The organism is Stenotrophomonas sp. YJH_SMC_10, from assembly GCF_059371555.1.
This window is the reverse complement of the sequence record NZ_JCAFUS010000001.1, coordinates 502,600-529,071: the sequence shown is the minus strand read 5'-3', so window position 1 is coordinate 529,071 and position 26,472 is coordinate 502,600. Positions and strand designations below refer to the sequence as shown.

Here is a 26,472-nt window from a genome sequence, read left to right as displayed (position 1 = left end):
ACCCGAAATGGACGCCTATATTGTATAGACATATAAGCACAGCCGCGTTGTGGATGCCATGCACGTCGATACCCTCTGGTCCAACGTCCACCTGATCACCCTCGATGGCGAAGGGCTGGGTGTCATCCGCGATGGCGTGCTGGCCTGCGCCGGCGGCCGCATCGCTCATGTCGGTCCAGCGGGCAGCGACGCCGACCTGCAGCCGACCACCCGCATCGACGGTGAAGGCCGCTGGATCTCGCCGGGCCTGATCGACTGCCACACCCACCTGGTCTACGCCGGTAACCGCGCCAACGAATTCGAGCAGCGCCTGCAGGGCGTCAGCTATGCCGAGATCGCCCGTGCCGGGGGCGGCATCGTCTCCACCGTGCGCGCCACCCGCGCTGCCACCCTGGAACAGCTGGCCGCCGAAAGCCGGCCGCGCCTGCTGGCGATGCGCGCCGAGGGCGTGACCACGATCGAAATCAAGTCCGGCTACGGCCTCACCCTGCCCGACGAGCGCAAGCAGCTGCAGGTGGCGCGTGCGCTGGGCGAGGAATGCCGGGTCAACGTGGTGACCACCTTCCTCGGCGCACACGCGGTTCCGCCAGGCCGCGAGGCGCAGGAATACACCGACGAGGTCTGCAACGTGATGATCCCGGCCATCGCCGCCGAAGGCCTGGCCGAAGCGGTGGACGTGTTCTGCGAGAACATCGCCTTCTCGCCGGCGCAGGCGCGGCAGGTCTTCGAAGCAGCGCGCGCCAACGGGCTGGCGGTGAAGATCCACGCCGAGCAGCTGAGCAACCAGCACGGCGCCGAACTGGCGGCCAGCGTCGGCGCACTGTCGGCCGACCATATCGAACATCTGGACGATGCCGGCATCGCCGCGATGGCCGCCGCCGGCACTGTCGCCGTGCTGTTGCCCGGTGCCTTCTATTTCACCCGCGATACCACCCTGCCGCCGATCGCCGCGCTGCGTGCGGCCGGCGTGCCGCTGGCGCTGGCCACGGACAGCAACCCGGGCACCTCGCCGCTGACCAGCCCGCTGCTGGCGATGAACATGGGCGCCACCCTGTTCCGCCTGACCGTGGATGAGTGCATTGCCGGCTTCACCCGTGAAGCGGCGCGCGCACTGGGCCATGGCGAACGCATCGGCCGCCTGGCCGTGGGCCTGGACTGCGACCTGGCGATCTGGGGCATCGACGCGCCCGCCGACCTGGTCTATCGCATTGGATTCAACCCGCTGCACGCGCGCGTGGTGCGCGGCCAGCCCGACCTGCCTGCCTCCTGGAGCAACACATGAGCAACACCCTGGTTCTTCGCCCCGGCCATGTCACGCTTGCCCAGTGGCGGCAGGTCTATCGCGGTGCGCCGCTCGCGCTCGACCCGGCCGCGCTGCCGGTGGTGCGCGCCAGCGCTGCGGCGGTGGCCGCCATCGTCGCCAAGGGCGCGCCGGTGTATGGCATCAACACCGGCTTCGGCAAGCTGGCCAGCGTGCGCATCGAGCGCGAGGACCTGGCTACCCTGCAGCGGAACATCGTGCTCTCGCATGCCGCCGGCGTGGGCGAGCCGATGCCGGCCAACGTGGTGCGCCTGATGATGGCGCTGAAGCTGGTCAGCCTGGCGCAGGGTGCGTCGGGCATCCGCGAGGAAACGCTGCTGCTGCTGGAAGCGATGCTGGTCAAGGGCGTGCTGCCGGTGGTACCCGCGCAGGGCTCGGTGGGTGCCTCGGGCGACCTGGCGCCGCTCTCGCACCTGGCCAGCGTGATGCTGGGCGTAGGCGAAGCCTTCATCGGTGACGAGCGCGTGCCGGCGGTCGATGCGCTGGCAGGTGCCGGCCTGCAGCCGATCGAACTGGGCGCGAAGGAAGGCCTGGCGCTGCTCAACGGCACCCAGTTCTCCACCGCGTATGCGTTGGCCGGCCTGTTCGAGATCGAGACCGTGTTCCAGGCCGCGCTGATCACCGGCGCGCTGTCGGTGGAAGCAGCCAAGGGCTCCGACACGCCGTTCGACCCGCGCATCCACGCCATCCGCGGCCAGCGCGGGCAGATCGCTACCGCCGCGACGCTGCGCGCGCTGATGCAGGGCTCGGAGATCCGCGAATCGCACCGCGACAACGATGTGCGCGTGCAGGACCCGTACTGCCTGCGCTGCCAGCCGCAGGTGATGGGCGCGGCGCTGGACATCCTGCGCCAGGCCGCGACCACGCTGGAAATCGAAGCCAACGGCGTCTCCGACAATCCGCTGGTGTTCACCGATACCGGTGAAGCGCTGTCCGGCGGCAACTTCCATGCCGAGCCGGTGGCCTTCGCGGCCGACATGCTGGCGATGGCGGTGTGCGAGATCGGTTCGATCAGCGAGCGCCGCCTGGCGATGCTGGTCGACCCGGCGCTGTCCGGCCTGCCGGCGTTCCTGACCCCGCGCCCGGGCCTGAATTCCGGCTTCATGATTCCGCAGGTGACTGCCGCGGCGCTGGTCTCGGAAAACAAGCAGCGCGCCTACCCGGCCAGCGTTGATTCGATCCCGACATCGGCCAACCAGGAAGACCACGTCTCGATGGCCGCGCACGGTGCACGCCGCCTGATGCAGATGGCAGAGAACGCCGCCAACGTGATCGGCATCGAGCTGCTGGCCGCCGCACAGGGCTGCGACTTCCACGGCCCGCTGCGCTCCAGTGCCGCGCTGGAGGCCGTGCGCGCCACCCTGCGTGCACAGGTGCCGACGCTGGAGGAAGACCGCTACTTCCATCCGGACATGGTGACCGCTACGAACCTGGTGCGCAGTGGCGCACTGGCACAGGGCCTGGCCGAGCTCCTGCCGACCGTGGAACCGCAGGCATGAACGCCCATCCCGACTGGCTGACGGTGCACGAGGGCGATGCGCCGTTGATCGTCAGCTTCCCGCATACCGGCAGCGAGCTGCCGCACGACCTGATCGGCGACTACCACTCGCCGTGGCTGGCGCGCCGCGACGCCGACTGGTGGGTGCATGAGCTGTACGACTTCGTGCGTGGCATGGGCGCGACCACGGTGCGCTCGGCGATCTCGCGTTCGGTGATCGACCTCAACCGCGATCCCAGCGGCGTGTCGCTGTATCCGGGCCAGAACACCACCGGCCTGTGCCCGCTGACCACCTTCGACAACCAGCCGCTGTACCACGCCGGGCGCGAGCCGGACGAGGCCGAAATCGCACGCCGCCGCGACACGTATTTCCTGCCCTACCACGACGCCCTGGCTGCGCAGATCGCGCGCCTGCGTGCGCGCCACGGCACCGTGGTGGTGTACGACGCGCACTCGATCCGCTCGCACATCCCGCACCTGTTCGACGGTGAGCTGCCGCAGTTCAACCTGGGCACCGCCGGCCCCTCGGGTGCGCCGGACACGTCCTGCGACAACACCTTGAGCGACGTGGTGGAGAACCTGCTGAAAATCAGCGGCATGAGCCAGGTGCGCAACGGCCGCTTCAAGGGCGGCTGGATCACCCGCCATTACAGCAACATCGCCGGCGGCGTGCACAGCCTGCAGATGGAGCTGGCCTGCCGTGGCTACATGCACGAACCGCTGCCGGACCAGGTGGACGAACACAGCTGGCCCACCCCGCTCGACCCCGACCACGCCGCACCGCTGCGCCACACCCTGGCGCAGGTGCTCAACGCCTGCCTTGAATTCGCTACGAACCGGAGCGCCGCATGACCCGCAACGACCCGTCCCGCACCCTCGCCGCGCCGACCGGTACCACGCTCAATGCCAAGAGCTGGCTGACCGAGGCACCGCTGCGCATGCTGATGAACAACCTGCACCCGGACGTGGCCGAGCGCCCGCAGGAGCTGGTGGTGTACGGCGGTATCGGCCGTGCCGCGCGCGACTGGGAGAGCTTCGATGCCATCGTCGAAACGCTCAAGCGCCTGGACGACGACCAGACCCTGCTGGTGCAGTCCGGCAAGCCGGTGGGCGTGTTCCGCACCCACGCCGATGCACCGCGCGTGCTGATCGCCAATTCCAACCTGGTGCCGCGCTGGGCCAACTGGGACCACTTCAACGAACTGGATAAGAAGGGCCTGGCCATGTACGGCCAGATGACCGCCGGCAGCTGGATCTACATCGGCGCGCAGGGCATCGTGCAGGGCACCTACGAGACCTTCGTGGAAATGGGGCGCCAGCACTTCGGTGGCGACCTGACGGGCAAGTGGCTGTTCACCGGCGGCCTCGGCGGCATGGGTGGCGCACAGCCGCTGGCCGCGGTGATGGCCGGCGCCTCCTGCCTGGCCGTCGAGTGCCGCAAGAGCAGCATCGACATGCGCCTGCGCACCGGTTACCTGGACACCTGGACCGACAATCTGGACGAAGCGCTGCGCCTGATCGACGAGTCGTGCAAGGCCGGCACGCCGAAATCGGTGGGCCTGCTCGGCAACGTCGCCGACGTGCTGGCGGAACTGCTCAAGCGCGGCGTGAAGCCGGACCTGCTGACCGACCAGACCTCCGCGCATGACCCGGTGAACGGCTACCTGCCGCAGGGCTGGACGGTCGAACAGTGGGATGAGAAGCGTGTCTCTGCACCGAAGGAAGTGGAAAAGGCAGCGCGTGCTTCGATGGCCAACCACATCCGCGCCATGCTCGGCTTCCACGCGCTGGGCGTGCCGACCGTGGACTACGGCAACAACCTGCGGCAGATGGCGCTGGAGGAAGGCGTGGCCAATGCCTTCGACTTCCCCGGTTTCGTGCCGGCATATATCCGCCCGTTGTTCTGCCGCGGCATCGGCCCGTTCCGCTGGGCTGCGCTGAGCGGCGACCCTGAAGACATCGCCAAGACCGATGCCAAAGTGAAGGAACTGATTCCGGACAACCCGCACCTGCACCGCTGGCTGGACATGGCGGCCGAGAAGATCAAGTTCCAGGGCCTGCCGGCGCGCATCTGCTGGGTCGGCCTGGGTGACCGCGACCGCCTGGGCCTGGCCTTCAACGAGATGGTGGCCAACGGCGAACTGAAGGCGCCGGTGGTGATCGGCCGTGACCACCTGGACAGCGGCAGCGTGGCGTCGCCGAACCGCGAAACCGAAGCGATGGCCGACGGTTCCGATGCGGTGTCCGACTGGCCGCTGCTGAACGCCCTGCTCAACACCGCCAGCGGCGCGACCTGGGTATCGCTGCACCATGGCGGTGGCGTGGGCATGGGCTTCTCGCAGCACGCCGGCATGGTGATCGTCTGCGACGGCACCGAGGCGGCGGCCAAGCGGATTGGCCGCGTGCTGTGGAACGACCCGGCCACCGGCGTGATGCGCCATGCAGATGCGGGCTATGAAATCGCGATCAACTGCGCGAAGGAAAAGGGACTGGATCTGCCGGGGATTCTCGGCTGATCCGGCGGGCGTCGCCAATGAACAGGCCTTCCCTCATCAAGCCGCACCTGCATATCCGACACCTGCCACTCATGCCCACCGAAGGTCACCAGGCGAACCGCCGCAAGACAAGAGAGGAGTCAGGGCCAAGCAAGGACGTGAGCCAGTGCCATCCAGTTCCTTGCACGGGTGCAGCCATGTTGCGCGAGATCACCAGCTTCGACATTGACTCAACCCTACGCGCGCCGGGGGCACGCAGTGCTTCTCTGCCGGTCTCCATGCATGGCATCAAGACCTTCAATGGAATTCTCTCCGACGAGAATGATTCTTCATTCTCGTCCAGCATCTGCTGCTCATCGCGGATTGCGCAATAGCGGATGGCTTCCACGCAATCCGTTACGGTTCGACCCGGGAGATCGAGGGAAGCAATGTTGTTTTCCTATCTCCGCCCGCCGACATCTCTGGTCTTGTACGATTGGCCTCAGTCAGGACGTTGATCCGAAAATGACCTGAACACGCACCACTACAGGCGACCAAGCACCGTCACGCCCAGGAAGTCAGGCCGCCCGAATGAATCGGCGCCGTCAACCCAGGACTGGCGCCAATGCGATCATGCCGAGAGTGCCGCCACCCGTCGATACCCGGGGATACGCTGGGAGTACAGGCCGGCAAGATCATCGCCCGTTCGGACGTGAACGAAGTGCTGTTTCCCAATACTGACAAAGTTGGCCTTGGTCGCGCTGTTCTGGAGAGTTCTTCCAGCTTCGACCGCCTTCAGCGCACTGATCCACAGCCATTCATCACTTCCCTTGATGGCGTACCAGACCGGCATGCGGAATACACGCTCAAAAGCGATGGCCCTCCTCAACTCATCGTCCAGACTAAGCGTATAGAACACGCGCCCATTCCATTCACTGGGTGATATGTTCTTGGCATCCACGCCAATCATACCCAGCGCATCGAACAGCAGAAGGAAATCCGGGCGCTTGACTGAGCCAGTAAACAAACTGGCGAAGGTTTCCGGTTGCTGGCAGATCGCAACATAGGGTAGTCCCTCCCGCGCGAACCAGGCTGCCAACGCGCTCTCACCTTCCAGTCCAGCGAGCGCACGTTGTTCTGCCGCTGTTAGCTCGTCCTTACCCTCGTGCAGCGTCTGCATACGCATGCCGCCGTCCTCGGTAACTGCATCCCCCAAGCTTTCACGACACTCCGGGCGATTTCGTGGCAGCGAGGGTTCACTCGGACTCCTGCCAGGATCAACGGCACTTGGGTCATACCAATCCGCCATCGGCTTTCCATGGCAAACCATGTCACCGCGAAGGTACTGACCGATGTGCTCATCAGCGAGCGCATAGATGAGATCGACAGTCCAATCATCGATCTCTGCGCCGATCGAGATCTCGCAAAGGTTTGACTTGGAGTCGTAGAAAACACGCTCTACCGTGTACTGCAATCTCCAGTTCTTCAACGCCTCGACAAAGTTCTGCAACTCGTCCAGTTCGCGCGGATCGTCATAGCGACTATCAATGAACGGGTATTCCGGCCTGCCTTCCATGTGTATTGCTTCCTGTCCAAGGTCCCGTACGCAACTCGATCTGTTTCGACATTGCAGCGATTAAGGGACCGGATATCTGTTGGTCCCAATCCGCTATCGGCAGAGCAAGCCAAAGCTTGAGCGTGCCGGTACGCATGGTCTGCTTGTGCAGGAGCACCGGGCCAAGGCGTGTGCGAAATGCAATTCCGCGCCACCAAAGTGGCTGACGATCCACCTCATGTGCACCGGACAGGGAATGGCATGACCACAAGGCGGAGCCCCAATATGGCTCGGCTCTGCACGAAGCAGGGGGTACAGGCCCCCATACGCCGCCGATGGGTGACGTAGCGCCGCCGACCTGTTAACTTGCGCGCCACTTTCGTGGTTTACAGCACTCCCGCATGTCGCTCTCGCCGTACCGCCCCACCCCGTCGCCGCTGTTCCTGGCCCTCTCCCTCAGCCTCGCTTCCACCGCCGTGGCCGCGCCGCAGGCCACCACGCTGGATGCCGTGCAGGTCACTGCTGCCGATGCCAGCGCGCAGGCGCGGGAGGCGTTGAAACGGGTACCCGGCGCCAGCAACGTCATCGACGTGGCCAAGGCCGACAGCCGACTGTCCACCAGTGCGGATGTGCTGGCCTACCAACCGGGCATCAGCGCGCAGTCGCCGGGCAACGAGGGCACCAAGATCTCGATCCGTGGCTCGGGCATCAACCGGGGCCCGGGCGCGCATGCCTCGGGCATCGCCGTGTCGATCGACGGGCTGCCACTGACCGGCCCGGGCGGCACGCCCTACGAGCTGCTGGAACCGCTGTGGCTGTCGCGCGTGGAAGTCCTGCGCGGCGCCAACGGTTTCGAGCGTGGCGCGCTCGCGCTGGGCGGTGCCATCGACTACGTCAGCCGCAGCGGTCGAGATTCGGCGGGCGTGCAGCTGCATTACGAAGCCGGTAGCCGTGGCTACCAGAAGCGCGGCGTCAGCTGGGGCGGCGTGAGCGGGGATGTCGATTACTTCCTGGCCTACACCGATACCGAGTTCGACGGCTATCAGCGCCATGCGCGTGGTGATGGGAAGGGTGCGATGGCGAACCTCGGCTGGCAGATCACGCCCGACCTGCAGACGCGCTTCTTCGTGCGCTACCGCGAGACCAATCACGAAACGCCCGGTCGCTTGACCCGCGATCAGATCCGCAACGATCCACATGCCGCGAATGCCGCCAACCTGGCCATCGATGCGCGCCGCCCGCAGCCGGGCAGCACCTGGGTGGGCAATGTCACCACGCTGCAGCTCGATGAGGACTCCTCGCTCCAGGCCGGGCTGGTCTACCACACGTACCCGATGGACTTGAACGAGAGCCTGTACCGGCAGCAGCTGGACTACGCCAACCTCAACGCCACGCTGGACTACCGCCATCGCCACCAGCTGTTCGGCCTGGACAGCGAAACCACGGTCGGCCTGCGCGTCACCCATGACCTGGATGCCGATGTGCGCGAGTCGCTGCGCTTTGCCAGCAACGGCTATGCCGCCGGCTCGCGCACGCGTGACTTCCGCCACCATGGCACCGACAGCACGCTGCACGTCGGTAACACTCTCGCCTTCAACGACCGCCTGCGCATGCAGACTGCGCTGGCACTGATCAACACCCGCCGCGCTGTTCAAGTGACCTGGCCAAGCAGCGGCGGCCGCCTGCGCGACCACGACTGGGACTACGCACCGCGACTGGGCTTCACCTGGCAACACAGCGCCCAGACCCAGTGGTTCGGCAACCTCAGCCGCTCGGTGGAGGCGCCGCATCCATGGTCGATGATCTGGGGCTCGAACCAGTACTTCGGGCCGGGCAACGGGCCATCCAGCGGCCGCCAGCGCGCGCCGGTGCCGATGCAGAACCAGACCGCCACCACGCTGGAAATGGGTGCGCGCGGTGATGCGGCGCTGGGTCGCTGGGAACTGACCGGCTACTACGCGCACGTGAACCACGAACTGCTGAGCGTCGAACTGCAACCGGTGCCGAACCTGTTCATCGCCGAGAACAATGCCAGCCCCACGGTTCACCGCGGCATTGAAGCCGGATTGGACAGCACGCTGTGGCAGGCAGCATCGGGCCGTCTGTCGCTGCGCCAGGCCTACACCTTCAGCGACTTACGCTACCGCCACGATGCACGCTTCGGCAGCAACCGCCTGCCCGGCCTGCCCCGCCACGCGTATCAGGCCGAGCTGCGCTTCGATCACGCCTCGGGCCTGTACGCCGCGCTCAATACCGAATACGCCTCGCGCATTGCCGTGGACTACGCCAACAGTTACTGGGCTGACAGCCATGTGATCTTCGGCAGCCGCATCGGCTTCGACGCACCCGGTGGCCGCTGGCAGGCCTGGGCGGAGATGCGCAACCTCGGCAATCGCCACTATGCCGCCACGGTCACGCCGGGCTATGACGATGCCGGCAGGGATGTGGCCCGTTCGACACCCGGCGAAGGCCGTGGCGTCTATGCAGGTGTGCGCTGGCGATTTGACTGATTCCCGCAGGCGGCGCCGGGTGTAATCCGGCGCCGTCGCTCCCCGGGGTCAGCCGATTCGCCAGACCGGCAGGCGCTCGCTGCGCTTCCAGATGGCAGGCGCAACGCAGATCAATACCAGTGCCGCCAACCACTTCGGTGAGGTATTGAGCACGGTCGAGGTGAGCGAGCCATCGACGGGGGCGGCCACTTCCTGCCACGGGTTGTAGCCCAGGTAGAGGATGCTGCCGGCCCACCACAGCAACGCTGCGCTGATACCGAGCAGCAGCAGGGCCAGGGTGCGACAGGTCCAGCGCTGCGAGGTGGTACCCCATTCCCGCGACGCCGCGACCAGCAGGCCCACCACCAGCAGCGACACCAGGGCCACCAGGCCGATATCGACCTTGTGCCCGATACGCTCGTAGGTGCAGGCGCGGCATCGCGCCTCTTCCGCGGCAGTGGCGGCTTCGGCGCCGTCGGCCTGCCCGGCTGCGGGCTGTGCCAGTGCAGCAAACGGCAACAACACCGCGAGCAACGTCACCATGATCCAACGAAACAACGTCCTGTTCCTGCGTGCAGCGACATCCATGCGCTTGTCCTTGTCAGGGTTGGTTGAAGCCGGGCCACGTTCCGGGGCCCCTGCGCCGATCATAGCGCAGGGCCGGGGAGGAACGAAAACCGCGAAGAGGGCCGTGGGCGATTTCTGAACCAGCCAGAGCCACGATCAGCGCCATCTGCAGGCGTGGCCACCTGCGCCGCTGCAGGTGCCGGCGCGCACGCACGGCTTCGCTGCCGCGCTTCATCGGCAATGCCAGTGGGCTGGGTGAAAAGCGGCACGAGCGCTTCATGCAGCCGCCATGGTGCGGCAGGCATGGTGGTGATGGCCGGCGTCTGGCGCGATGGTGATGATCTTCCGCTGACCTGCTGCGCGTCTCCCGCACGCGGATAGCCGGATCAAGGACGCGCGGCCGCCTTCAGCAGCTGCGCGGCCACCTGGTCGAACGGGCCGATGTCCTGCACTGCACGGCACATCGCCACCGCACCCTCCACGCTGGCGATCACCAGGCTGGCCAGCTCACCCGCCGCTGCCGGGGTATGGCCTTCGGCGGCGAACGCCGAGGCGAGGTGGCCGTGCCAGCGCGCGAACACCTCGGCGGCCGCGGCACGCGGTTGGCTGGCCGTGGACTCCACCGGCTCTTCCACGGCAGCGGCCAGCACCGGGCAGCCGGCGCGGAATTCTGAGCGCAGCAGACGCTCGCGCCACATCGCCAGGAACTGCTGCAGGCCCTGCGCCGCCCCACCCTCCAGCAGCGCCACCAGCAGCGCCTCGACCTTGTCGCCGGCCATGTGGGTGGCGCGCGCCAGCAGCTCCTGCTTGCCGCCGGGAAAGTGGTGGTAGGTGGAGCCCAGCGGCGCGTCGGCCAGCTTGGTCACTTCACGGATGCTGGTGGCATTGAGACCCACCCGTGCCAGCATCTGTGCCGCAGCATCCATCACGCGTTGGGGCGCATCAGAGGGTCGCGGGCTCACGGCGGGCTCCTTGCTAAGACAGTCGTCATAGACTAGCGTACCGGCCGTTCTATAACAGTCGTCATAGCCATGAATCTCTGGTTCCGCCTGCTCCATCTGCTGCTGCGCAGCCTGTTCCGGCCGAAGCTGGAGGCCCCGTTCGGGGTCTCGCGGCTGCAGTTCCGGGTACTGCCCAACGATCTGGACAGCAACCTGCACATGACCAACGGCCGCTACTGGAACATCTTCGACCTGGGCCGGCTGGACCTGATCCTGCGCATGGGCCTGGGCCGGGTGGCGCTGCGCGAGAAGTGGGCACCGATCGTCGGTGCCGGCACCATCCAGTTCCGCCGCGAGCTCAAACCGTTCCAGCGCTTCACTCTGGAAACGCGCCTGGTGGGCTGGGTCGGCTCGCGCGGCATCATGGAGCAGCGCGTGCTGATCGGCGCCGAGCAGAAGATCGCCACCCGTGCACTGCTGGTCACCGGCATCTACGACCGTCGCGCTCGCCAGTTCCTGGGCATGCCGAAGATGATGGAAGCGATCGGCGTGGTCGCGCCGCCGTCGCCGCCGCTCAGTGCGGCCGCCGAGGCACTGCTGGCCGCCGATGCGGCGTTGAAGCAGGACGACGCCTGAGCCTCAGGGAGCCGCCACTGGCATCGTGCGCTGTCCGCGCGATACCACCTGGGTGCGCCCTCCCACGTGCAGCACGTATTCGAAGGACTGCCGCATGCGGCTGTACGCGCCACCCTCCGGTACGCCGTAGTTGGCGCCCACGCTGAGGGTATGCCGGCCCGGCGGCAACGGCTTGAGCATCACCCAGTAGCCGTCAGCGGCGGCCAGCCGTGAGTGTTCGTCATCGGCATCCATGCGGAAGCAGCCTTCGCTGCGGACCCGATGCCTGCGCATGTCGCCCAATGGCTGGCCATCCAGCAGCACCACCGCGCTGATCAGGTAATCGTTGTTGACCGCCGCCCCGGCCTGCAGCTCCTTGCAGGACACACGCTCATCCATCTGGTAGTGCGCCATGTTGATGATCGGCAGCAACAGGTACTTGCCCGCCGGCACCACGCATTCGCGGTGTGGACGGAAACGGCCATTGGTGCCGGCCAGGTTCCAGACCGGTCCTTCCTGGCCCAGGTCACACACACGGCCATCCGGGTCGAGGTAGGGCGCGCCCCCCTGGCCGTCAGCCCACCGCCACCAGCGGGCAGTCCACTCGGCCAATGAAACACCGGCCACGGGTTCACGCGTCAGCGGCGAAGGCGCCGCCGTGTCTGCACTGAACGCCGGCACGGCGGCCAGCAGCAAGGCCATCGTTGCGCCGCTGCGGCGCAGCCACCCCTGGAATCCCTTCCGCATCACCCACCCCATCGTCCCTGGCGGCCACGCTGCGTGGCCGGCTTCGGCGCCACTGTACCTTGGCGGGCTGGATCCTGTGCAGTGCGGGTGCTGTGCCTACTCCAGCGCCATTGCGCGCCTGATTGCCGCCTCCGCCAGCGGCGCCATCATTGCATAGCCCTTCGCGGTGGGATGCACGCCATCCGCGGCCAGCGGCGGATCGAGGCCACCGGCCACGTTGGCCATCGGCGCGTAGTAGTCCAGATAGACCAGATGCTGTGCATCGGCATAGCGCTTCAACGCGGAGTTCAATGCACGCACCTTGGGCGCAGGCGTGATCCCCGGCATCCAAGGGTACTCGCTGACCGGCAGCACCGACGCCAGCACCACGCGAATGCCGTGCGCGCGTGCCAGGTCCACCATCGCGTGCAGGTTGTCTTCGATCATCGCCTGCGTGGCCGGACCAGTGTTGCCGGCAATGTCGTTGGTACCGGCCAGGATCACCACCACCTGCGGCTTCAGGGCCAGCACGTCCTGTGGGAAACGCACCAGCATCTGCGCCGTGGTCTGCCCGCTGATGCCGCGGTTGAGCCATCCCTTGCCGGGGAAGAACGCGGCGCTGCCTTCCCTGCCCCAGCCTTCGGTGATCGAGTCACCGAAGAACACTACACGCGGTTGCCCCGGCACAGCGGGGGGCACGCGTGCGTTGGCGTCGCGATACCGCTGCAGCTGCGGCCAATCAGCCAGTCGCTGCTGCATGAAACGAATCTCGTCAGGTTGCAGCTGCGCTACCGGCTTGAGCAGCAACGGATTGACCGCGCTCGCTTCAGCGGCCACGGCCGGACCGGTCACGCCGATCCCCAGGGCAAGGGCGAACGTTCTGGCAAGCACGACAGGATTACGCATGCAGACTCTCCCGATTCACGCTGACAGTCTAGCGCTTCGACCTGCGATCAGCGTGCCGCTGAACGTGCCGCCACGCCGGTCACCTTGGCCGGCATCCACATGCCGGGCGTCCAGCCGCTGGCGGCCAGGATCGCCTTTGGATTGTCCTGCTGGATCAGCGCACGCACCGCATCGCGCTTGTCCCTGGCCTGCAGGTAATAGGCCTTGGCAATGCGGTAGCCCACCCAATAGCCCAGGTCATAGGGCTCCTGCGAACCCCGCTTGTAGTTGTACAGCCACGGCGACAGATCGGTGCTGTCCACATCCAGCGCAAAGGCGCTTTCAACATGGACCTCGCGGCCGCGCGTCCACGCGGCATGGCGACTGTTGCCGACGTTGCCGGAAATCAGCTCGGCGATGAACTCGGCGATGCCTTCGCCCAGCGACACCCGCAGCACCGTCGCGCGCGGGTCGCCCGGCTCGAAGTCGGTGAGGCCGGTCTGCTGGATATGGACGTACTCGTGCGCGATCACGTGCACGAACCGATCCTGCACATCGGGATTCATGAAATCCGCCGCGCACAGCGCTTCCAGGCCGATGATCACCCCGCTCTTCGAGGTCAACCCGACCGGCCGGCCACGGCCGACCGCGATGGTCACGGGCGGGAACGCGGCCTGCGGATAGATGGCCTGCAGGTTGCCAAACACCTGCACCAGGCGCTGCTTCACCGCTGGCAGCTCCGCCAGGCAACTGCGGCCGTGCGCATACACCTCGGGCTGGCTGGCCATGGCTTCGGCAATACGCTCGGGCGTCACCCGGCGCGCCTTTGCCAGTTCATCCAGGCCCGTACTGCCGTCGGCCAGGTAGCCGGCCAGCTGGGCGACACTGGGCCTGCCGCTAGTGCTGTCGTAGAGCGCGTAGAAGCGGCTGGCATCGGTGGTGAGGATCTGCGGCCCCGGCGGGGTATCCGCCTGTGCCATGCCGACCGCCCCGGCACAGGCCAGGACAAGCAGGCAACGCAGGAAACTGGACATCGCTCCGTCCTTGGTGGAGTGCATGCGAAGCGCGCAATCTACCACTCCGCCCGCGCCTCCGCAGCGGGCACATGCAGGCCCTGCGGGGCTGTGCCAGACTGACTCTGGCACCTGCCATGGATGATGGAGCACCGCACGATGATGATCGTTCCCGCGTACTGGGCCGAAGCCCGCCTGCAGGCCCGTTTTCGTGGCCGGCCGGTGGTCGTGCGCCGCTTCGGCTGGTCCGACGAGGGCCCTGCGGAGGCGCAGGCGCATGCCGACCGCCGCGCCAACGAGGCACTCAACGCGATCCTCGCCGGCCAGGTGCTGCCGCGACGCGAAATCCGCAGCAACTACGGCGTGGAGGGCGTACCGATCCGCGAGCAGATCGTGCAGCGCGATGGCGATGTCATCATCACCCGCAACAGCTACGGCGCACTGTGCCTCAACAGCCCCGACGTGCTGTTCGCCGATATCGATCATGCGCAGCCACCGGCCGGTTGCGTGATACCGGCGATCGTCGCTGCGGTCGTGCTGCTTGCCGGTGCGGTCATCGGCACCCTGCTCTGGCACTGGCTGGTGGGCCTGGTCCTGGGCGTAGCGGCAGTGCTGCTGGTCAACGCGGCAGTGCTGATGCGGCGGAAACAACGCCTGGCCGCCGCCGGCGGCGTTGAAGGACTTGCGTTGAAGCGCGTGGAGGCCTTCAGCGCACAGCACCCCGATTGGCACCTGCGCGCCTACCGCACGCCGGCCGGGCTGCGCGTGCTGGCGATGCATGCCACCTTCTCACCCGAAGACACGCTTCCGCAGGATTTCTTCAAGGTGCTGGGTACCGATCCGCTATACGCGCGCATGTGCCGATTGCAGCATTGCTTCCGTGCACGGCTGACACCGAAGCCGTGGCGCGTCGGTCTGCGTTATCGCATCCGGCCGCCAGTGGCCGCGTGGTCAGCCGAACAGGCCAACAACCCTGACCGGTTGGCCTGGATTGCCGACTATGAAAGGAAGAGTGCCGGCTTTGCCGCGTGCACCTACCTGCGCAGCTTCGGCGACACTGCCCGCGTGCATGCCAAGGCCGAGCATGTGCGTGACCTGCATGACCGGCTGTCACGCGCGCAGGACCGGTTACCGCTTGCCTGAGCGCAACGGGCGCGCTCAGTCCGCGCCCTGCACGAACGGCTGCCCGGCCAGAGTGGTGCCCAGCCGCACCGCGACCTCTTGACCGTCCTTTTTGAAAGTCGTCGTGCAGCGGGTTCCGCCCTTCTGGCATCCGACTTCCGGAAAGCCTTCGAGCGACTCAGGCGCGCCCTGAACCGGACTCGCCTGCCACCCTGCCGCATCCATCAGGCGCTTCGCCTTGGCGTAGGGCATGCCGGCGACGATGCCCAGTTGCGCCAGTTCTGTAGGCAATGCTTGAGAATAGGCCGTTGAGATCGAGGCCAACGACAGCACTGCAGCGAGGAAGATGGCTTTCATTGCACCGACCTGGAACGAGCACACAGCCTCAGCCTAGCCCATTTGCATGACGCAGGAATGTGCCGGTAACACGTCGTTACCGAGTCTCCACAGTTGAATGCAGAGCACCTCACTCCGTTTACAGGCGAACGCCAGCCGAGCACGGGCTCGGCTCTACAGGATGCAGGAAGGCCGCCCTGAGGCGGCCTTCCCGTTCCCTTACTTGGCGTTCTTCACGTAGGTATCGAACCAGTTCAGCATTTCCGCAACCAGCTGCTCGTTCGATTCCAGCGCGGTATACCAGTGCGGCTCATTCGGCAGCATCACCAGGCGGGTGGTACCGCCGTTGCCACGGATCGCCTGGTACAGCTTGCGCGACTGGAACGGCTCGGTGCCCGGGTTGGCGTCGTCCTCGCCGTGGACCAGCAGCAGCGGCAGCTTGATCTTGTCGGCATAGAAGAACGGCGAGGCCTTCAGGTAGACATCCTGCGCCTGCCACACCGAGCGACGCTCGTTCTGGAAGCCGAACGGGGTAAAGGTCTTGTTGTACGAACCGCTGGTCGCCACGCCCGCCTTGAACAGCGTGGTGTGCGCGATCAGGTTGGCGGTCATCAGGCCGCCGTGGCTGTGGCCGGTCACGCCGATGCGGTTGCGGTCGACCACGCCCATGTCCACCGCCTTGTCGACCGCCGCCTTGGCATCGGCTTCCAGCTGCTCCAGGTAGGTGTCGTAGGCGTTCTTCGGGTCACCCACGATCGGGAACGAGGCATTGTCGATGATCGCGTAGCCGGCCAGCAGCATCAGGCGGTACGGCTGCAGACGGGTAAAGGTCTGCTGCGAACCGGACACCTGCCCCGCCTGCGCGGCGTTGGCGAAGTCGGCCGGATAGGCGTACAGGATGGCCGGCACGCGCTGGCCTTCCTTGTAGCCCGGCGGCGTGTACAGCGTGAACGACAGGTCCACGCCGTCGGCGCGCTTGTAGGTCACCAGCTGCTTCTTGATCTGGCGCACTTCCGGGGTCGGGTCGATCAGTTTGGTCAGCGCGGTCGCGGTGGACGCGAACTGCGCCTCGCCGGCCTTCGCGTCGGCCACCGCCTCACCCTGCTGGCGGATGAAGGCATTCGGCGGATCGATCACCGACTGGTGCCAGGTCAGGTAGCGGCCCGGCGTGTTGCTGAAGCCGAGGAACTGCTCGTAGGCGTCGGCACTGCTGCGGAACAGGCGCTCGCTCTTCAGCGTGCCCAGGTCCAGACGGTCGAGGAACGGGCGGTCGCCCTGTGGCGACGCACCGCGGCCACTGAGGAACACATGGTTGCCCTCGCGGCGCACGACCTGCGCGCCATTCGCCAGGCGGGTGAACACCAGGTTGCCGGGGTTGGCGTACAGCTCGTCGCTGGACATGTCCCACAGCAGGCGGCCTTCCTGCTTCGGCTGGTCCACGTCGACGATGCGGGTCTGCATCCAGTGGCGGTTCTCGTCGTTTTCGTACTGGAACGCCACGGACGGATCGGCGGTCCACGCGTAGCCTTCGAAGCGCTGTGCGGTACGGGTGATCTCGACCGGCTTGCCGTTGAACGGCGCCTTCAGCATCAGCACGCGATCACGATGCGGCACGTTGACCTTCCAGTCGCCCTTGTCCAGCGCTTCGGCATAGACCAGGGTGGCCGGATCAGTGGCGCGCCAGTCGAAACCACGCGGACCTTCCGGCACCCCATGCACCGGCACGCGGTCGGCCAGCGGCAGGCTGGCAATCGGCGCGCTGCGGCCATTGCTGATATCCAGCACGGCCACGTCATTGGCAAAACGCTGGTAGGTCACCGCGTGCGAATACGGTGCCTTGATCGATTCGGTCAGCACGTGCATGCCATCGGGTGCGGCACTGACCTCGTTGAACAATGCCGGCTGGCCGACCGGACGCACGCTGTTGGCGGTGGTATCGACCACGGCCAGCTGCGACGCAGCGTAGTAGGCGAACAGCTTTTCGTCGTGCACGCTGGTCAGCGTGTCGCGGGCTTCGTAGGTACTGCTTTCGCCGCTGCTGCCCAGCGACTCCTGCGCGTCCGGGCCGGTCGGCACGCCGCCATTGGAGGGCGCCGGGCCCTGGTTGGCCGGCACCAGCTTCACCAGCAGGTTGCGGGTGCCGCCCAGCCACTGCACGGTGGAACCGAAGATCGGGTTCAGCTGCACGTTCGGCACCTGCTTCACCCGGCCGGTCGCCGCATCGCCCACCCACAACTGCACGCTGGTATCGACCGCGTTCTGGAACGCGAACTGGCTGCCATCGGCCGACCACAGCGCACCGGTGGCGCAGCCCTGCGGCAGGTTGACCTTGGTCTCCTTGCCAGTGCCGATGTCGACCAGGGTGAAGTCGGCCACGCAGGCCGGAATGCCATAGCCGCCGGGGGTGTCATGGCGGCTGCGGTTCTTGGGCTCCAGGCGCACGCCCGCCAGCTTCAGGTACGGCTGGGCAACGCGGCTGATCGATGGGTAGGTCTGCGCGGTGGTCAGCAACAGGCGCTGGCCGCCCGGAGCCACGTTCGGCGTCGGCGGCGGCGGTGCCTTCAGCACCTTGAGCAGGTGCTCCGGCGGCTTCGCGTAGTCGGCAAGCGCCGGGCCAGCGGCCAGCAGCCCGACGGTGGCAACGGCAACGGCCGCCGCCAGAGAGGTTCGACGGATCAGCATCCTTATCCCCTGGGGTGTGAATGGGTACCCGGAATCGGGCATGAACCCGAATCTAGCACCGCAGGGGTTGTGGTGAATGGGCCGGAAGGGCTAGTGGCCGGATGGGGCAAAGTGCCACACCGGCAGGCGCCGGCCGCAGGCGCCTGCCAGGCATGGCCTGGCACTACTGCTGGGCATGCAGGTCCCAGGTGGCCAGATAGTCCGGGTCGACCACGATCATGCCGCTGCTGCGCATGCAGTACTCGCCCGGTTCGGCGGGGAGGTAGTGGTCGAGCATCGGCGGCAGATAGCGCTCATGGCCGTCATTCTCGTCCGCCAGCACTACGCCTTCGTCGGCGCTGATGCGCAGCACGGTACCGGCGTACTGCTCCAGCCCCTGCACCTGGCCGTCACCGCCATAGCGGGTGACGCCCACCAGCACCACCTTGCCGATCATTTCCTCGACCTTGGCATCGTCCAAGGGCGGCAGCATGGGAGTGAATTCATCGCTCATCGGTGCACCTCCGTAGCCTGCTGGACATCGTGGATGAGGTTTCCGCTTCGCAGTGCGGGCATCGCTGGCAGCGGGGCACCTGCCCTGCCTGGACTACCCGCATGGGGAGCGCCAGCACGCCCTGAACCCGAGGGTTCGTGACACCGATGCTGCCACCACGGACGGAACGGACAGGTGAAGGCCGAGCCCGCTCGATCGGGCCGCCGGGTTGCCCCTGCACCCACGCTAGAATGCGGGCATGCGCACCGTACATGCCCTCCGCTATATCACCCCGCTACGCGAAGGCGGCTCCCTGCCCGCCGTGGTCGAGACCGACGACGACGGCATGGCCGTGCTGAAGTTCCGCGGCGCCGGCCAGGGCCCGAAAGCACTGATTGCCGAACTGATCGCCGGCGAAATGGCACGCACGCTGGGCCTGCCGATTCCGGAAATCCTGTTCGTCGAGCTGGACCGCGAGTTCGCCCGCACCGAGCCTGACCCGGAGATCCAGGAACTGATCCGTGCCAGCGAAGGCCTGAACCTGGGCCTGGACTACCTGCCGGGTGCGATCAACTACGATCCGGCGGCGATGCCGGTGGACGCCGACCTGGCCTCGCGCATCGCCTGGTTCGATGCGTTCACCAGCAACGTGGATCGCACCACGCGCAATCCCAACCTGATGGTATGGCACCGCAAGCTGTACCTGATCGACCACGGCGCGGCGATGTACTTCCACCACGACTGGGCCAATGCCGGTGACGCCTGCGAGAAGCCGTTCGTGTTGATCCGCGACCATGTGCTGCTGCCGTTCGCCAGCCGTATTGCCGAGGTGGATGCAGAACTGGCTGCGCGCCTGACCGATGCCGAAATCGAGCGCATCGTCGGCCTGGTGCCGGACAGCTGGCTGGTGGACGAACCGGCGTTCGACAGCCCGCAGGACTATCGCCAGGGCTACATTTCCTATCTCAGGCACCGATTGAAAGTGCGTGCAGTGTTCGTGCAGGAGGCCATCCGTGCCCACGCTGCACACGTATGACTATGCGGTCATCCGCGTGGTACCGCGGGTGGAACGCGAGGAGTTCATCAACGTCGGAGTGATCGTCTCCTGCCCCGGCGCGCGCCATCTGGAAGCGGCCATCGAGATCGATCCCGGGCGCCTGCGCGCCTTCGCCCCGGCGTTGGACCAGGAGGCATTGCAGCCGTGGCTGGATGCGATCGTGGCGATCTGCCGAGGCGATGCCAGCGCTGGGCCGATCGCGCAGCTGCCGGCGCGCGCACGGTTCCACTTCCTCACCGCCAAGCGCAGCTCGGTCGTGCAGATGTCGAGCACGCATGTGGGGCGCACTGCGAACCCGGCGGGTGTGGTGGAACACCTGATGACGAAGATGGTGCGGGTCCCGGCACCATCCGAGTGACATCGATCGGGTAGAGTCGACTGTTAGTCGACTAACGCGCGCAGCGTGGGCTCTTTGGCTGTGGCTGAGAAAGGCAGTCGACTAACAGTCGATTCTACCCAGTCGACTCTACCGGTAGACGCCACCCGGCCGGTGCCATCACCATTCGCGCTCGCCTGCTGGCTCAAGCTCGTTCAACGGCCAGCGGCACCATCCATACGGATGCTCACCGATCTGCGCGGCAAGACCGGCTCGAACGGGATTTGCCAGAATGTAGCAAGCGTGCCTGCGCAGCGATGCATCACTGCGGATTGCATGATCGTAATAGCCTGCCTGCCAGATTGCACCCCGGCTCCCTCGCCGTCGGTTTATTAGAAAGCTGCTGCGTGCCTTGAAGCGCTGCACGCAGTAGCCCAGCGAATGACTACGAAGTTGAGCCAGCCAGTGAATGTGATCCGGCATGATGATCCAGGCAAGTGATGCAGTCAGGCCTTCCCGATCCATCGATCCGAGGAGCTGCATGGCAAGGTGGGCATTGGCAGGGCAATCGAATACGCGATAGCGATTCCGGCACACCATGGTGATGGTGTAGACATTGCCGGCGACGGATCGCCGGCCGGCAAGCAGTTGGGGACTTGGCATGAGTTCGAGAATGCCCGCCCGCATGGATTTCCGGCATCGGTTCACTACCAATGCCAGAATCAGGAATCATCTCGATACAGCGTGCGGGGATGTGGAGTCGACAGGGTAGAGTCGACTGTTAGTCGACTGCTCTTCTCCCCCACGCTGGAAAGCCCGCGCTTCGCGCGATAGTCGACTAACAGTCGACTCTACCCAGCCGGTTGTACCCTGTCGGCCCTATCTGGGCAGCGCATACGCCATCACATAATCGCCGTTCGGGGTTTCCATGAAGTGGTGGCCGCCGGCCATGATCACCACGTACTGGCGCCCACCCTGCTCGTACACCATCGGCGTGGCTTGCCCGCCGGCAGGCAGCGTGGCGTGCCACAGCTCCTTGCCCGTCTTCAGGTCGATGGCGCGCAGCAGGTCATCGGTAGCGGCGGCGATGAAGATCAGTCCGCTGGCCGTCACCACCGAGCCGCCATTGTTCGGCGTGCCGATCTCGATCGGCAGGCCGGAACGGATGCCGAACGGTCCATTGCCGCGTGCACTGCCGAACGGACGGTCCCACAGCAGCTTGCCGGTACGCAGATCGATGGCACGGATGCCGCCATAGGGCGGCTGCTTGCACGGCAGGCCGGTGAACGGCAGCCGCCAGCCAGCGTTGACCTGGATGCCGTACGGCGTGCCCAGCTGCGGATCGCCGGCACCCTCGCCACCGCCCCTGTCGGCACGGACCTTCTCGCGCGGCAACCAGCCCAACCGGTCGGCTTCAGCACGTGGCACCAGCCGGTTGTAGTTGGGCATGTCGTTGTAGTTGGCCACGATCACACCGCGACGCGTGTCGATGGACACGCTGCCCCAGTCCGAACCGCCGTTGTAGCCGGGGTATTCGATGGAATGGCGATCACTGCTCGGCGGCGTGTAGATGCCTTCGTAGTACGCCTTGCGGAACTGGATGCGGCAGACCAGCTGGTCGATCGGAGTGATGCCCCACATGTCACGCTCGGTCAGGTTTTGCTCCCGACGCAGCGTGTGGTACAGCGAGAACAGTTGCGTGGGAGAACGCTGTTCGGGTTCGACGCCGCCCACCGGTACCTTGCGCTCTTCGGCGGCAGTCAGCAGCTGGCCGTTGCGGCGGTCGAGGATGTACAGGTCCCCCTGCTTGGTCGGCAGCAGGATCGCCGGCACCTTCCCGGCCGCTGTCGGATAGTCGATCAGGCTGGCCTGCGAGCCCAGGTCGTAGTCCCACACGTCCTTGCGCACGGCCTGGAAATGCCAGACCGGCTTGCCGGTGGCCACATCGAGCGCCACCAGCGAGGTCGAATAGCGATTCTGGCTTTCGGTACGCGAGCCGCTCCAGTAGTCGCCTGCGGAATTTCCCAGCGGCAGATAGACCAGCCCCAGTGCTTCATCAACGGTGGCAGAGGTCCACATGTCCGGCGTGCCGCGCGTGTAGGTCTCCTCGCGCGGCGGCAGCCCGCTGCGCTCTGGCCGGTCCATGTCCCATGTCCAGCGCAGCTTGCCGGTGATCGCGTCGTAGGCCTGGATCACGCCCGAAGGTGCATCCCGGCGCTGTCCATCCAGCACCTGGTGGCCGGTGACGATCACGCCGCGCACGATGGCCGGCGGCGAGGTGATCGACACATAGCCCGGTGGCACCTCGCCCATGCCCAGGGTGATGTCGAGCTGGCCGTTGTTGCCGAAATTCGCGCAGGGGCGGCCACTGTCGGCATCCACCGCGATGATGCGGCCATCCAGCGTGCCTTCGATGATGCGGGCCGAACAGGCCGGACGACTGCCCGGTGCGGCGCTGCGGCTGACGCTGGGCGGCGGCTCGGGCAGGGCCAGATCGGCAGCGACGTCGGCCAGCACCGCATCGGCGAAGGTCGGTGTGGCGGGTTGCTCGTAATAGCTCACGCCGCGACAGGCGGCGGTGTACGGAATCGAAGCATCCCGCACCTTCGGGTCGAACCGCCACAGTTCCTTGCCGGTGGCGGCATCGAGCGCGATCAGGCGATTGCGCGCGGTGCACAGATAGAGGCGGTCACCGATCTTCAGCGGCGTGGTTTCCGCGCCCCAGCGCTTCTTCGGCAGGTCACCGGTGCGGAACTGCCAGGCCGGCTGCAGCGTAGCCACGTTGGCCGGAGTGATCTGCTGCAGCGGCGAATAGCGAGTGGCCGCATTGCTGCGGCCCCACGCCGGCCAATCGCCCGCGGCAGGCTGGTCGGCCGGCTGCAGGCCGGTGGTATCGCGCGTGGGTTCCAGTCCGGCGCTGGCCGCGCCTTCGGGGAACGGCTGCTGCCCGTCCACTTCGCCGTGCGGCGCGAAGGCCAGGCCAAAGGCGCACACGAACACCAGCATCAGCACGCCGGCCACGCTGCGCGACAGGCGCCTGGAGACCGGTTCGCGCAGGGTCGGCGCCAGCAGTGCCAGCACGATGCCGAGCACCGTCACCAGGCCCAGCCGCGGCACCCAGCGCCAGTAGTCACTGCCCGCTTCCCACCAGGTCCACAGCAGTGTTCCGATGAACAACAGCGCATACAGCAGCGCTCCGCTGCGACGGTTGCCAAACAGCAGGAGGCCACTGGCCAGCAGGCCGAGTCCGGCGATGGCGTAGTACGCCGAGCCGCCAAGGCTGAGCAACCACGCGCCGAGCCCGCCGATGACCAGGCCGAGCAGGACCAGCAGCAGCGACAGCACGGTGACCAGGGGATGCCGGGAGGCACGGACGGGAGCGGGAGCGGACTGCGGCGTGGCGGACATCGTCGATCTCCGGGGGCAGCATGCGCCGTTATCCCACCGCCAACGTGAAGCGCGCGCGCACGGGCGGCATCCGGATACGACGACGCCGGCACAGGGCCGGCGTCGTCGGGTACCTCAGGCTCGCGGCAGGATCAGTCCTGCGCGGCGTCCTCGCTGCTGGCAGCGGCCGGGGCGCCGTCGGTCGTGGCCGGCGCCGCCACGGCCACCTCGTCCTCGTCCTCGTCGATCGAGGCGTCCATGCGCTCCACCGCCTGCAGCTTCTCGTCCTTGGACAGGCGGATCAGGGTGACGCCCTGGGTGTTGCGGCCGACGCGGCTGATTTCCGAACCACGCGTACGCACCAGGGTCCCGCCATCGGAGATCAGCAGGACTTCGTCGCTGGAGCCCATCAGCACTGCGGCGACCAGCTTGCCGTTGCGCTCGGTGGTCTGGATGCCGATCACACCCTGCGTGCCACGCCCCTTGCGCGGGTAATCCGGCAACGGGGTGCGCTTGCCATAGCCGTTCTCGGTGGCGGTGAGGATGTACTGCACGCTGCTGTCATCGGCGCCGTCGATCACCGCATCAGCGCTGGCCGCGGCGTCCTCGACACCATTGTCGTCCTCGTTCTCGTCCTCGATGCCACCGGCACTCTCGGCCACGATCAGGCTGACCACTTCCTCGCCCGGCGGCATCTTGATGCCGCGCACGCCGGTGGCGGTACGGCCCATCGAGCGGACCTTGTCCTCACCGAAGCGCACGGTCTTGCCGTTGGAGGCGAACAGCAGGATGTCGCGCTCGCCGTCGGTCAGGCCGACGCCGACCAGGGCATCACCCTCGTCGAGGTTGATCGCGATCTTGCCGCGGGCCAGGCGGAAGGCGAACTCGCCCAGCGGGGTCTTCTTGACCGTGCCGTTCCGGGTGGCGAAGAACACGAACTGGCCATCGGCGTATTCGCGCACCGGCAGCACGGCCTGCACGCGTTCGCCCGGCTCCAGCGGGATCCAGTTGATGATCGGACGGCCGCGGGCGTTGGAACCGGCTTCGGGCAGCTGGTAGACCGGCAGCCAGAACACCTTGCCCGAACTGGTGAAGGTCAGCAGCGTGTCATGCGTGTTGACCAGCCACAGCTGTTCGATGAAGTCCTCTTCCTTGGTCGCCGCCGCGCTGCGGCCACGCCCGCCGCGGCGCTGTGCGCGGTAGGCACTGACCGGCTGGCGCTTGACGTAGCCGGCGTGCGACAGCGTGACCACCACGTCTTCCGGCGCGATCAGGTCGAGGATGTCCAGGTCCTCTTCGCTGTGGCGGATCTCGGTGCGGCGCTCGTCGCCGAACTCGGCCTTGACGTTGACCAGCTCCTCGCGGATCACCTGCAGCAGGCGGTCGGGATCTTCCAGGATGTGGATCAGCCCGGCGATCACTTCCAGCAGCTGCTTGTACTCGTCGGTCAGGCGGTCCTGCTCCAGCCCGGTCAGGCGGTGCAGGCGCATTTCCAGGATCTGGGTGGCCTGGATCTCGGTCAGCTGGTAGCCGCCCTCGATCAGGCCCACGCCCTTGGGCAGGTCTTCCGGACGCGAGGCTTCGGCACCGGCGGCACCCAGCATCGCGCCAACCAGGCCGGGCTCCCACACGCGTGCCAGCATGCGCTCGCGCGCTTCGTTCGGGTTCGGCGAGGTCTTGATCAGTTCGATCATCTCGTCGATGTTGGCCAGCGCGACGGTCAGGCCTTCCAGCACGTGGGCACGGGCGCGCGCCTTGCGCAGCTCGAACACGGTGCGGCGGGTGACCACTTCGCGGCGGTGGCGGACGAACGCCTCCAGCATCTGCTTGAGGTTCATCAACTGCGGGCGGCCATCGACCAGCGCCACCATGTTGATGCCGAACACCGATTCCATCTGCGTCTGCTGGTACAGGTTGTTCAGCACAACCTCGGCAGATTCACCGCGCTTGATCTCGATGTAGATGCGCATGCCGTCCTTGTCGGACTCATCGCGCAGCTCGCTGATGCCTTCGATCTTCTTTTCCTTGACCAGCTCGGCGATCTTCTCGATCAGACGCGCCTTGTTCACCTGGTAAGGAATTTCAGTGACGATGATCGACTCGCGGCCGTTGTCGGCCACTTCGATGTCGGCCTTGGCACGGATACGCACGCGGCCACGGCCGGTGCGGTAGCCGGCGACGATGCCGGCGGTGCCGTTGATGATGCCGGCAGTCGGGAAATCCGGGCCCGGGATGTACTCCATCAGGCCGTCGACATCGATTTCCGGGTTGTCGATCAACGCGATGCAGGCATTGATCGACTCGCTCAGGTTGTGCGGCGGGATGTTGGTCGCCATGCCCACCGCGATACCGGCCGAACCATTGACCAGCAGGTTCGGGAACCGGGTCGGCATGACCGTCGGCTCCAGTTCCTTTTCATCGTAGTTGGGCTGGAAATCGACGGTTTCCTTGTCGATGTCGGCCATCAGCTCATGCGCCAGGCGCGACATGCGCGCCTCGGTGTATCGCATCGCCGCAGCGGAGTCGCCGTCGATCGAACCAAAGTTACCCTGGCCGTCGACCAGCATGTAGCGCAGCGAGAACGGCTGTGCCAGGCGCACCAGCGTGTCGTACACCGACTGATCGCCATGCGGGTGGTACTTACCGATGACGTCACCGACGATACGCGCCGACTTGAAGTAGGGCTTGTTGCTGTGCGCGTTGAGTTCGTTCATCGCGTACAGCACGCGACGATGCACCGGCTTGAGGCCGTCGCGCGCATCCGGCAGCGCGCGCCCCACGATCACGCTCATCGCGTAATCGAGGTAGCTCTTGCGCATCTCGTCTTCCAGGTTGACCTGGATGATTTCCTTGGCGGTTTCTGCCATTCGGGTTCCGTTGTCTGGTAGCGGTCCAGTCCGGCGCAGCCCTCTGCGGGAGGGGGTCGCGCCGGAACCTCGATTCAACCTGTGGATACTACCACAACGGGCTGTTTTCCGCCTGCCTTTACGGGGATTTTACCGGCACAAATCAGGAA

21 protein-coding genes are annotated in these 26,472 nt (G+C 66.4%); 9 read left to right on the top strand and 12 right to left on the bottom strand.

The features are described from left to right. Nucleotides 1–58: 58 nt before the first annotated feature. Genes hutI through hutU form a run of 4 tightly spaced genes read left to right on the top strand, consistent with a single transcriptional unit; the run spans nucleotide 59 to nucleotide 5,335 of the window. Nucleotides 59–1,282: an imidazolonepropionase gene (hutI, locus tag AC5P9C_RS02395; protein WP_343541754.1), complete on the top strand. Its 1,224-nt coding sequence runs from the start codon at nucleotides 59–61 to the stop codon at nucleotides 1,280–1,282. After that, complete coding sequence (gene hutH, locus AC5P9C_RS02390; protein WP_270950429.1) at nucleotides 1,279–2,820, top strand: histidine ammonia-lyase; 1,542 nt, start codon at nucleotides 1,279–1,281, stop codon at nucleotides 2,818–2,820. The genes hutI and hutH overlap by 4 nt, the downstream gene beginning before the upstream one ends. Then, nucleotides 2,817–3,671 carry an N-formylglutamate deformylase gene (gene hutG, locus AC5P9C_RS02385; RefSeq protein ID WP_064238817.1) on the top strand — a complete coding sequence of 285 codons (855 nt, stop codon included), beginning with the start codon at nucleotides 2,817–2,819 and terminating at the stop codon, nucleotides 3,669–3,671. The genes hutH and hutG overlap by 4 nt, the downstream gene beginning before the upstream one ends. Next, entirely contained in the window at nucleotides 3,668–5,335 is a 1,668-nt protein-coding gene (gene hutU, locus AC5P9C_RS02380; protein WP_057493188.1) for a urocanate hydratase, read from the top strand. The genes hutG and hutU overlap by 4 nt, the downstream gene beginning before the upstream one ends. 589 nt (nucleotides 5,336–5,924) lie before the next feature. On the opposite strand, the gene AC5P9C_RS02375 is transcribed toward hutU, so the two are convergent. Further along, complete coding sequence (locus tag AC5P9C_RS02375; protein WP_259344793.1) at nucleotides 5,925–6,869, bottom strand: hypothetical protein; 945 nt, start codon at nucleotides 6,867–6,869, stop codon at nucleotides 5,925–5,927. Between the two features lie 380 nt (nucleotides 6,870–7,249). Here AC5P9C_RS02375 and AC5P9C_RS02370 point away from each other — a divergent pair, with 380 nt between their 5' ends. After that, the gene (locus AC5P9C_RS02370; protein ID WP_312557536.1) at nucleotides 7,250–9,358 is read left to right on the top strand and encodes a TonB-dependent receptor family protein; all 2,109 of its coding nucleotides are present in this window, start codon (nucleotides 7,250–7,252) and stop codon (nucleotides 9,356–9,358) included. A 48-nt stretch (nucleotides 9,359–9,406) separates the two neighbouring features. Here AC5P9C_RS02370 and AC5P9C_RS02365 read toward each other — a convergent pair whose 3' ends face one another. Beyond that, nucleotides 9,407–9,925, bottom strand: a complete 519-nt coding sequence (locus AC5P9C_RS02365) for a hypothetical protein (RefSeq protein WP_057493191.1) — start codon at nucleotides 9,923–9,925, stop codon at nucleotides 9,407–9,409. A gap of 365 nt (nucleotides 9,926–10,290) precedes the next feature. Continuing rightward, entirely contained in the window at nucleotides 10,291–10,866 is a 576-nt protein-coding gene (locus AC5P9C_RS02360) for a TetR/AcrR family transcriptional regulator (protein ID WP_312557541.1), read from the bottom strand. Nucleotides 10,867–10,935: 69 nt separating this feature from the next. Between AC5P9C_RS02360 and AC5P9C_RS02355 the strand changes: the two genes are divergently transcribed. After that, nucleotides 10,936–11,481, top strand: coding sequence for a thioesterase family protein (locus tag AC5P9C_RS02355; protein ID WP_049469009.1), 546 nt, complete (start codon nucleotides 10,936–10,938; stop codon nucleotides 11,479–11,481). A gap of 3 nt (nucleotides 11,482–11,484) precedes the next feature. On the opposite strand, the gene AC5P9C_RS02350 is transcribed toward AC5P9C_RS02355, so the two are convergent. The 3 genes from AC5P9C_RS02350 to AC5P9C_RS02340 form a co-directional block, all read right to left on the bottom strand. After that, nucleotides 11,485–12,207: a hypothetical protein gene (locus tag AC5P9C_RS02350; protein ID WP_312557543.1), complete on the bottom strand. Its 723-nt coding sequence runs from the start codon at nucleotides 12,205–12,207 to the stop codon at nucleotides 11,485–11,487. 96 nt (nucleotides 12,208–12,303) lie between these two features. Further along, a complete protein-coding gene (locus tag AC5P9C_RS02345; protein ID WP_074724841.1) occupies nucleotides 12,304–13,092 on the bottom strand; it encodes an SGNH/GDSL hydrolase family protein in 789 nt (262 codons plus the stop codon). 47 nt (nucleotides 13,093–13,139) lie between these two features. After that, nucleotides 13,140–14,105 carry a DUF2268 domain-containing putative Zn-dependent protease gene (locus tag AC5P9C_RS02340; protein WP_074724842.1) on the bottom strand — a complete coding sequence of 322 codons (966 nt, stop codon included), beginning with the start codon at nucleotides 14,103–14,105 and terminating at the stop codon, nucleotides 13,140–13,142. Nucleotides 14,106–14,243: 138 nt separating this feature from the next. Here AC5P9C_RS02340 and AC5P9C_RS02335 point away from each other — a divergent pair, with 138 nt between their 5' ends. Further along, entirely contained in the window at nucleotides 14,244–15,227 is a 984-nt protein-coding gene (locus AC5P9C_RS02335) for a hypothetical protein (RefSeq protein ID WP_074725071.1), read from the top strand. 15 nt (nucleotides 15,228–15,242) lie between these two features. Here AC5P9C_RS02335 and AC5P9C_RS02330 read toward each other — a convergent pair whose 3' ends face one another. From AC5P9C_RS02330 to AC5P9C_RS02320, 3 genes are all read right to left on the bottom strand, one after another. After that, nucleotides 15,243–15,563: a hypothetical protein gene (locus AC5P9C_RS02330; RefSeq protein ID WP_074724843.1), complete on the bottom strand. Its 321-nt coding sequence runs from the start codon at nucleotides 15,561–15,563 to the stop codon at nucleotides 15,243–15,245. A gap of 198 nt (nucleotides 15,564–15,761) precedes the next feature. Continuing rightward, entirely contained in the window at nucleotides 15,762–18,224 is a 2,463-nt protein-coding gene (locus AC5P9C_RS02325) for a S9 family peptidase (protein ID WP_343541606.1), read from the bottom strand. 163 nt (nucleotides 18,225–18,387) lie between these two features. Further along, complete coding sequence (locus AC5P9C_RS02320) at nucleotides 18,388–18,717, bottom strand: hypothetical protein (protein WP_049465874.1); 330 nt, start codon at nucleotides 18,715–18,717, stop codon at nucleotides 18,388–18,390. 238 nt (nucleotides 18,718–18,955) lie between these two features. Here AC5P9C_RS02320 and AC5P9C_RS02315 point away from each other — a divergent pair, with 238 nt between their 5' ends. Continuing rightward, a complete protein-coding gene (locus tag AC5P9C_RS02315) occupies nucleotides 18,956–19,732 on the top strand; it encodes a HipA family kinase (protein ID WP_074724845.1) in 777 nt (258 codons plus the stop codon). After that, a complete protein-coding gene (locus AC5P9C_RS02310; protein ID WP_057493200.1) occupies nucleotides 19,710–20,111 on the top strand; it encodes a DUF3037 domain-containing protein in 402 nt (133 codons plus the stop codon). The genes AC5P9C_RS02315 and AC5P9C_RS02310 overlap by 23 nt, the downstream gene beginning before the upstream one ends. Nucleotides 20,112–20,249: 138 nt before the next feature. Here the strand turns inward: AC5P9C_RS02310 and AC5P9C_RS02305 are convergent, their stop codons facing one another. The 3 genes from AC5P9C_RS02305 to gyrA all read right to left on the bottom strand — a co-directional run bounded on the left by AC5P9C_RS02305 (nucleotide 20,250) and on the right by gyrA (nucleotide 26,323). Beyond that, nucleotides 20,250–20,732, bottom strand: coding sequence for an REP-associated tyrosine transposase (locus tag AC5P9C_RS02305; RefSeq protein WP_169790285.1), 483 nt, complete (start codon nucleotides 20,730–20,732; stop codon nucleotides 20,250–20,252). A 216-nt stretch (nucleotides 20,733–20,948) separates the two neighbouring features. After that, nucleotides 20,949–23,477, bottom strand: a complete 2,529-nt coding sequence (locus AC5P9C_RS02300) for a membrane-bound PQQ-dependent dehydrogenase, glucose/quinate/shikimate family (protein WP_414615042.1) — start codon at nucleotides 23,475–23,477, stop codon at nucleotides 20,949–20,951. 131 nt (nucleotides 23,478–23,608) lie between these two features. After that, complete coding sequence (gene gyrA / locus AC5P9C_RS02295; RefSeq protein WP_057493202.1) at nucleotides 23,609–26,323, bottom strand: DNA gyrase subunit A; 2,715 nt, start codon at nucleotides 26,321–26,323, stop codon at nucleotides 23,609–23,611. Between the last annotated feature and the right edge of the window lie 149 nt (nucleotides 26,324–26,472).

Bases quoted from the DNA above. Each gene is read 5' to 3' on its own strand.
- hutI (WP_343541754.1), top strand. From the start codon at position 59: ATGCACGTCGATACCCTCTGGTCCAACGTCCACCTGATCACCCTCGAT.
- AC5P9C_RS02355 (WP_049469009.1), top strand. From the start codon at position 10,936: ATGAATCTCTGGTTCCGCCTGCTCCATCTGCTGCTGCGCAGCCTGTTC.
- AC5P9C_RS02315 (WP_074724845.1), top strand. From the start codon at position 18,956: ATGCGCACCGTACATGCCCTCCGCTATATCACCCCGCTACGCGAAGGC.
- AC5P9C_RS02365 (WP_057493191.1), bottom strand. From the start codon at position 9,925: ATGGATGTCGCTGCACGCAGGAACAGGACGTTGTTTCGTTGGATCATG.
- AC5P9C_RS02375 (WP_259344793.1), bottom strand. From the start codon at position 6,869: ATGGAAGGCAGGCCGGAATACCCGTTCATTGATAGTCGCTATGACGAT.
- AC5P9C_RS02350 (WP_312557543.1), bottom strand. From the start codon at position 12,207: ATGCGGAAGGGATTCCAGGGGTGGCTGCGCCGCAGCGGCGCAACGATG.
- AC5P9C_RS02320 (WP_049465874.1), bottom strand. From the start codon at position 18,717: ATGAGCGATGAATTCACTCCCATGCTGCCGCCCTTGGACGATGCCAAG.
- AC5P9C_RS02340 (WP_074724842.1), bottom strand. From the start codon at position 14,105: ATGTCCAGTTTCCTGCGTTGCCTGCTTGTCCTGGCCTGTGCCGGGGCG.
- AC5P9C_RS02345 (WP_074724841.1), bottom strand. From the start codon at position 13,092: ATGCGTAATCCTGTCGTGCTTGCCAGAACGTTCGCCCTTGCCCTGGGG.
- AC5P9C_RS02305 (WP_169790285.1), bottom strand. From the start codon at position 20,732: ATGCCAAGTCCCCAACTGCTTGCCGGCCGGCGATCCGTCGCCGGCAAT.
- AC5P9C_RS02335 (WP_074725071.1), top strand. From the start codon at position 14,244: ATGATGATCGTTCCCGCGTACTGGGCCGAAGCCCGCCTGCAGGCCCGT.
- AC5P9C_RS02370 (WP_312557536.1), top strand. From the start codon at position 7,250: ATGTCGCTCTCGCCGTACCGCCCCACCCCGTCGCCGCTGTTCCTGGCC.
- AC5P9C_RS02300 (WP_414615042.1), bottom strand. From the start codon at position 23,477: ATGTCCGCCACGCCGCAGTCCGCTCCCGCTCCCGTCCGTGCCTCCCGG.
- AC5P9C_RS02330 (WP_074724843.1), bottom strand. From the start codon at position 15,563: ATGAAAGCCATCTTCCTCGCTGCAGTGCTGTCGTTGGCCTCGATCTCA.
- hutG (WP_064238817.1), top strand. From the start codon at position 2,817: ATGAACGCCCATCCCGACTGGCTGACGGTGCACGAGGGCGATGCGCCG.
- AC5P9C_RS02325 (WP_343541606.1), bottom strand. From the start codon at position 18,224: ATGCTGATCCGTCGAACCTCTCTGGCGGCGGCCGTTGCCGTTGCCACC.
- hutH (WP_270950429.1), top strand. From the start codon at position 1,279: ATGAGCAACACCCTGGTTCTTCGCCCCGGCCATGTCACGCTTGCCCAG.
- gyrA (WP_057493202.1), bottom strand. From the start codon at position 26,323: ATGGCAGAAACCGCCAAGGAAATCATCCAGGTCAACCTGGAAGACGAG.
- hutU (WP_057493188.1), top strand. From the start codon at position 3,668: ATGACCCGCAACGACCCGTCCCGCACCCTCGCCGCGCCGACCGGTACC.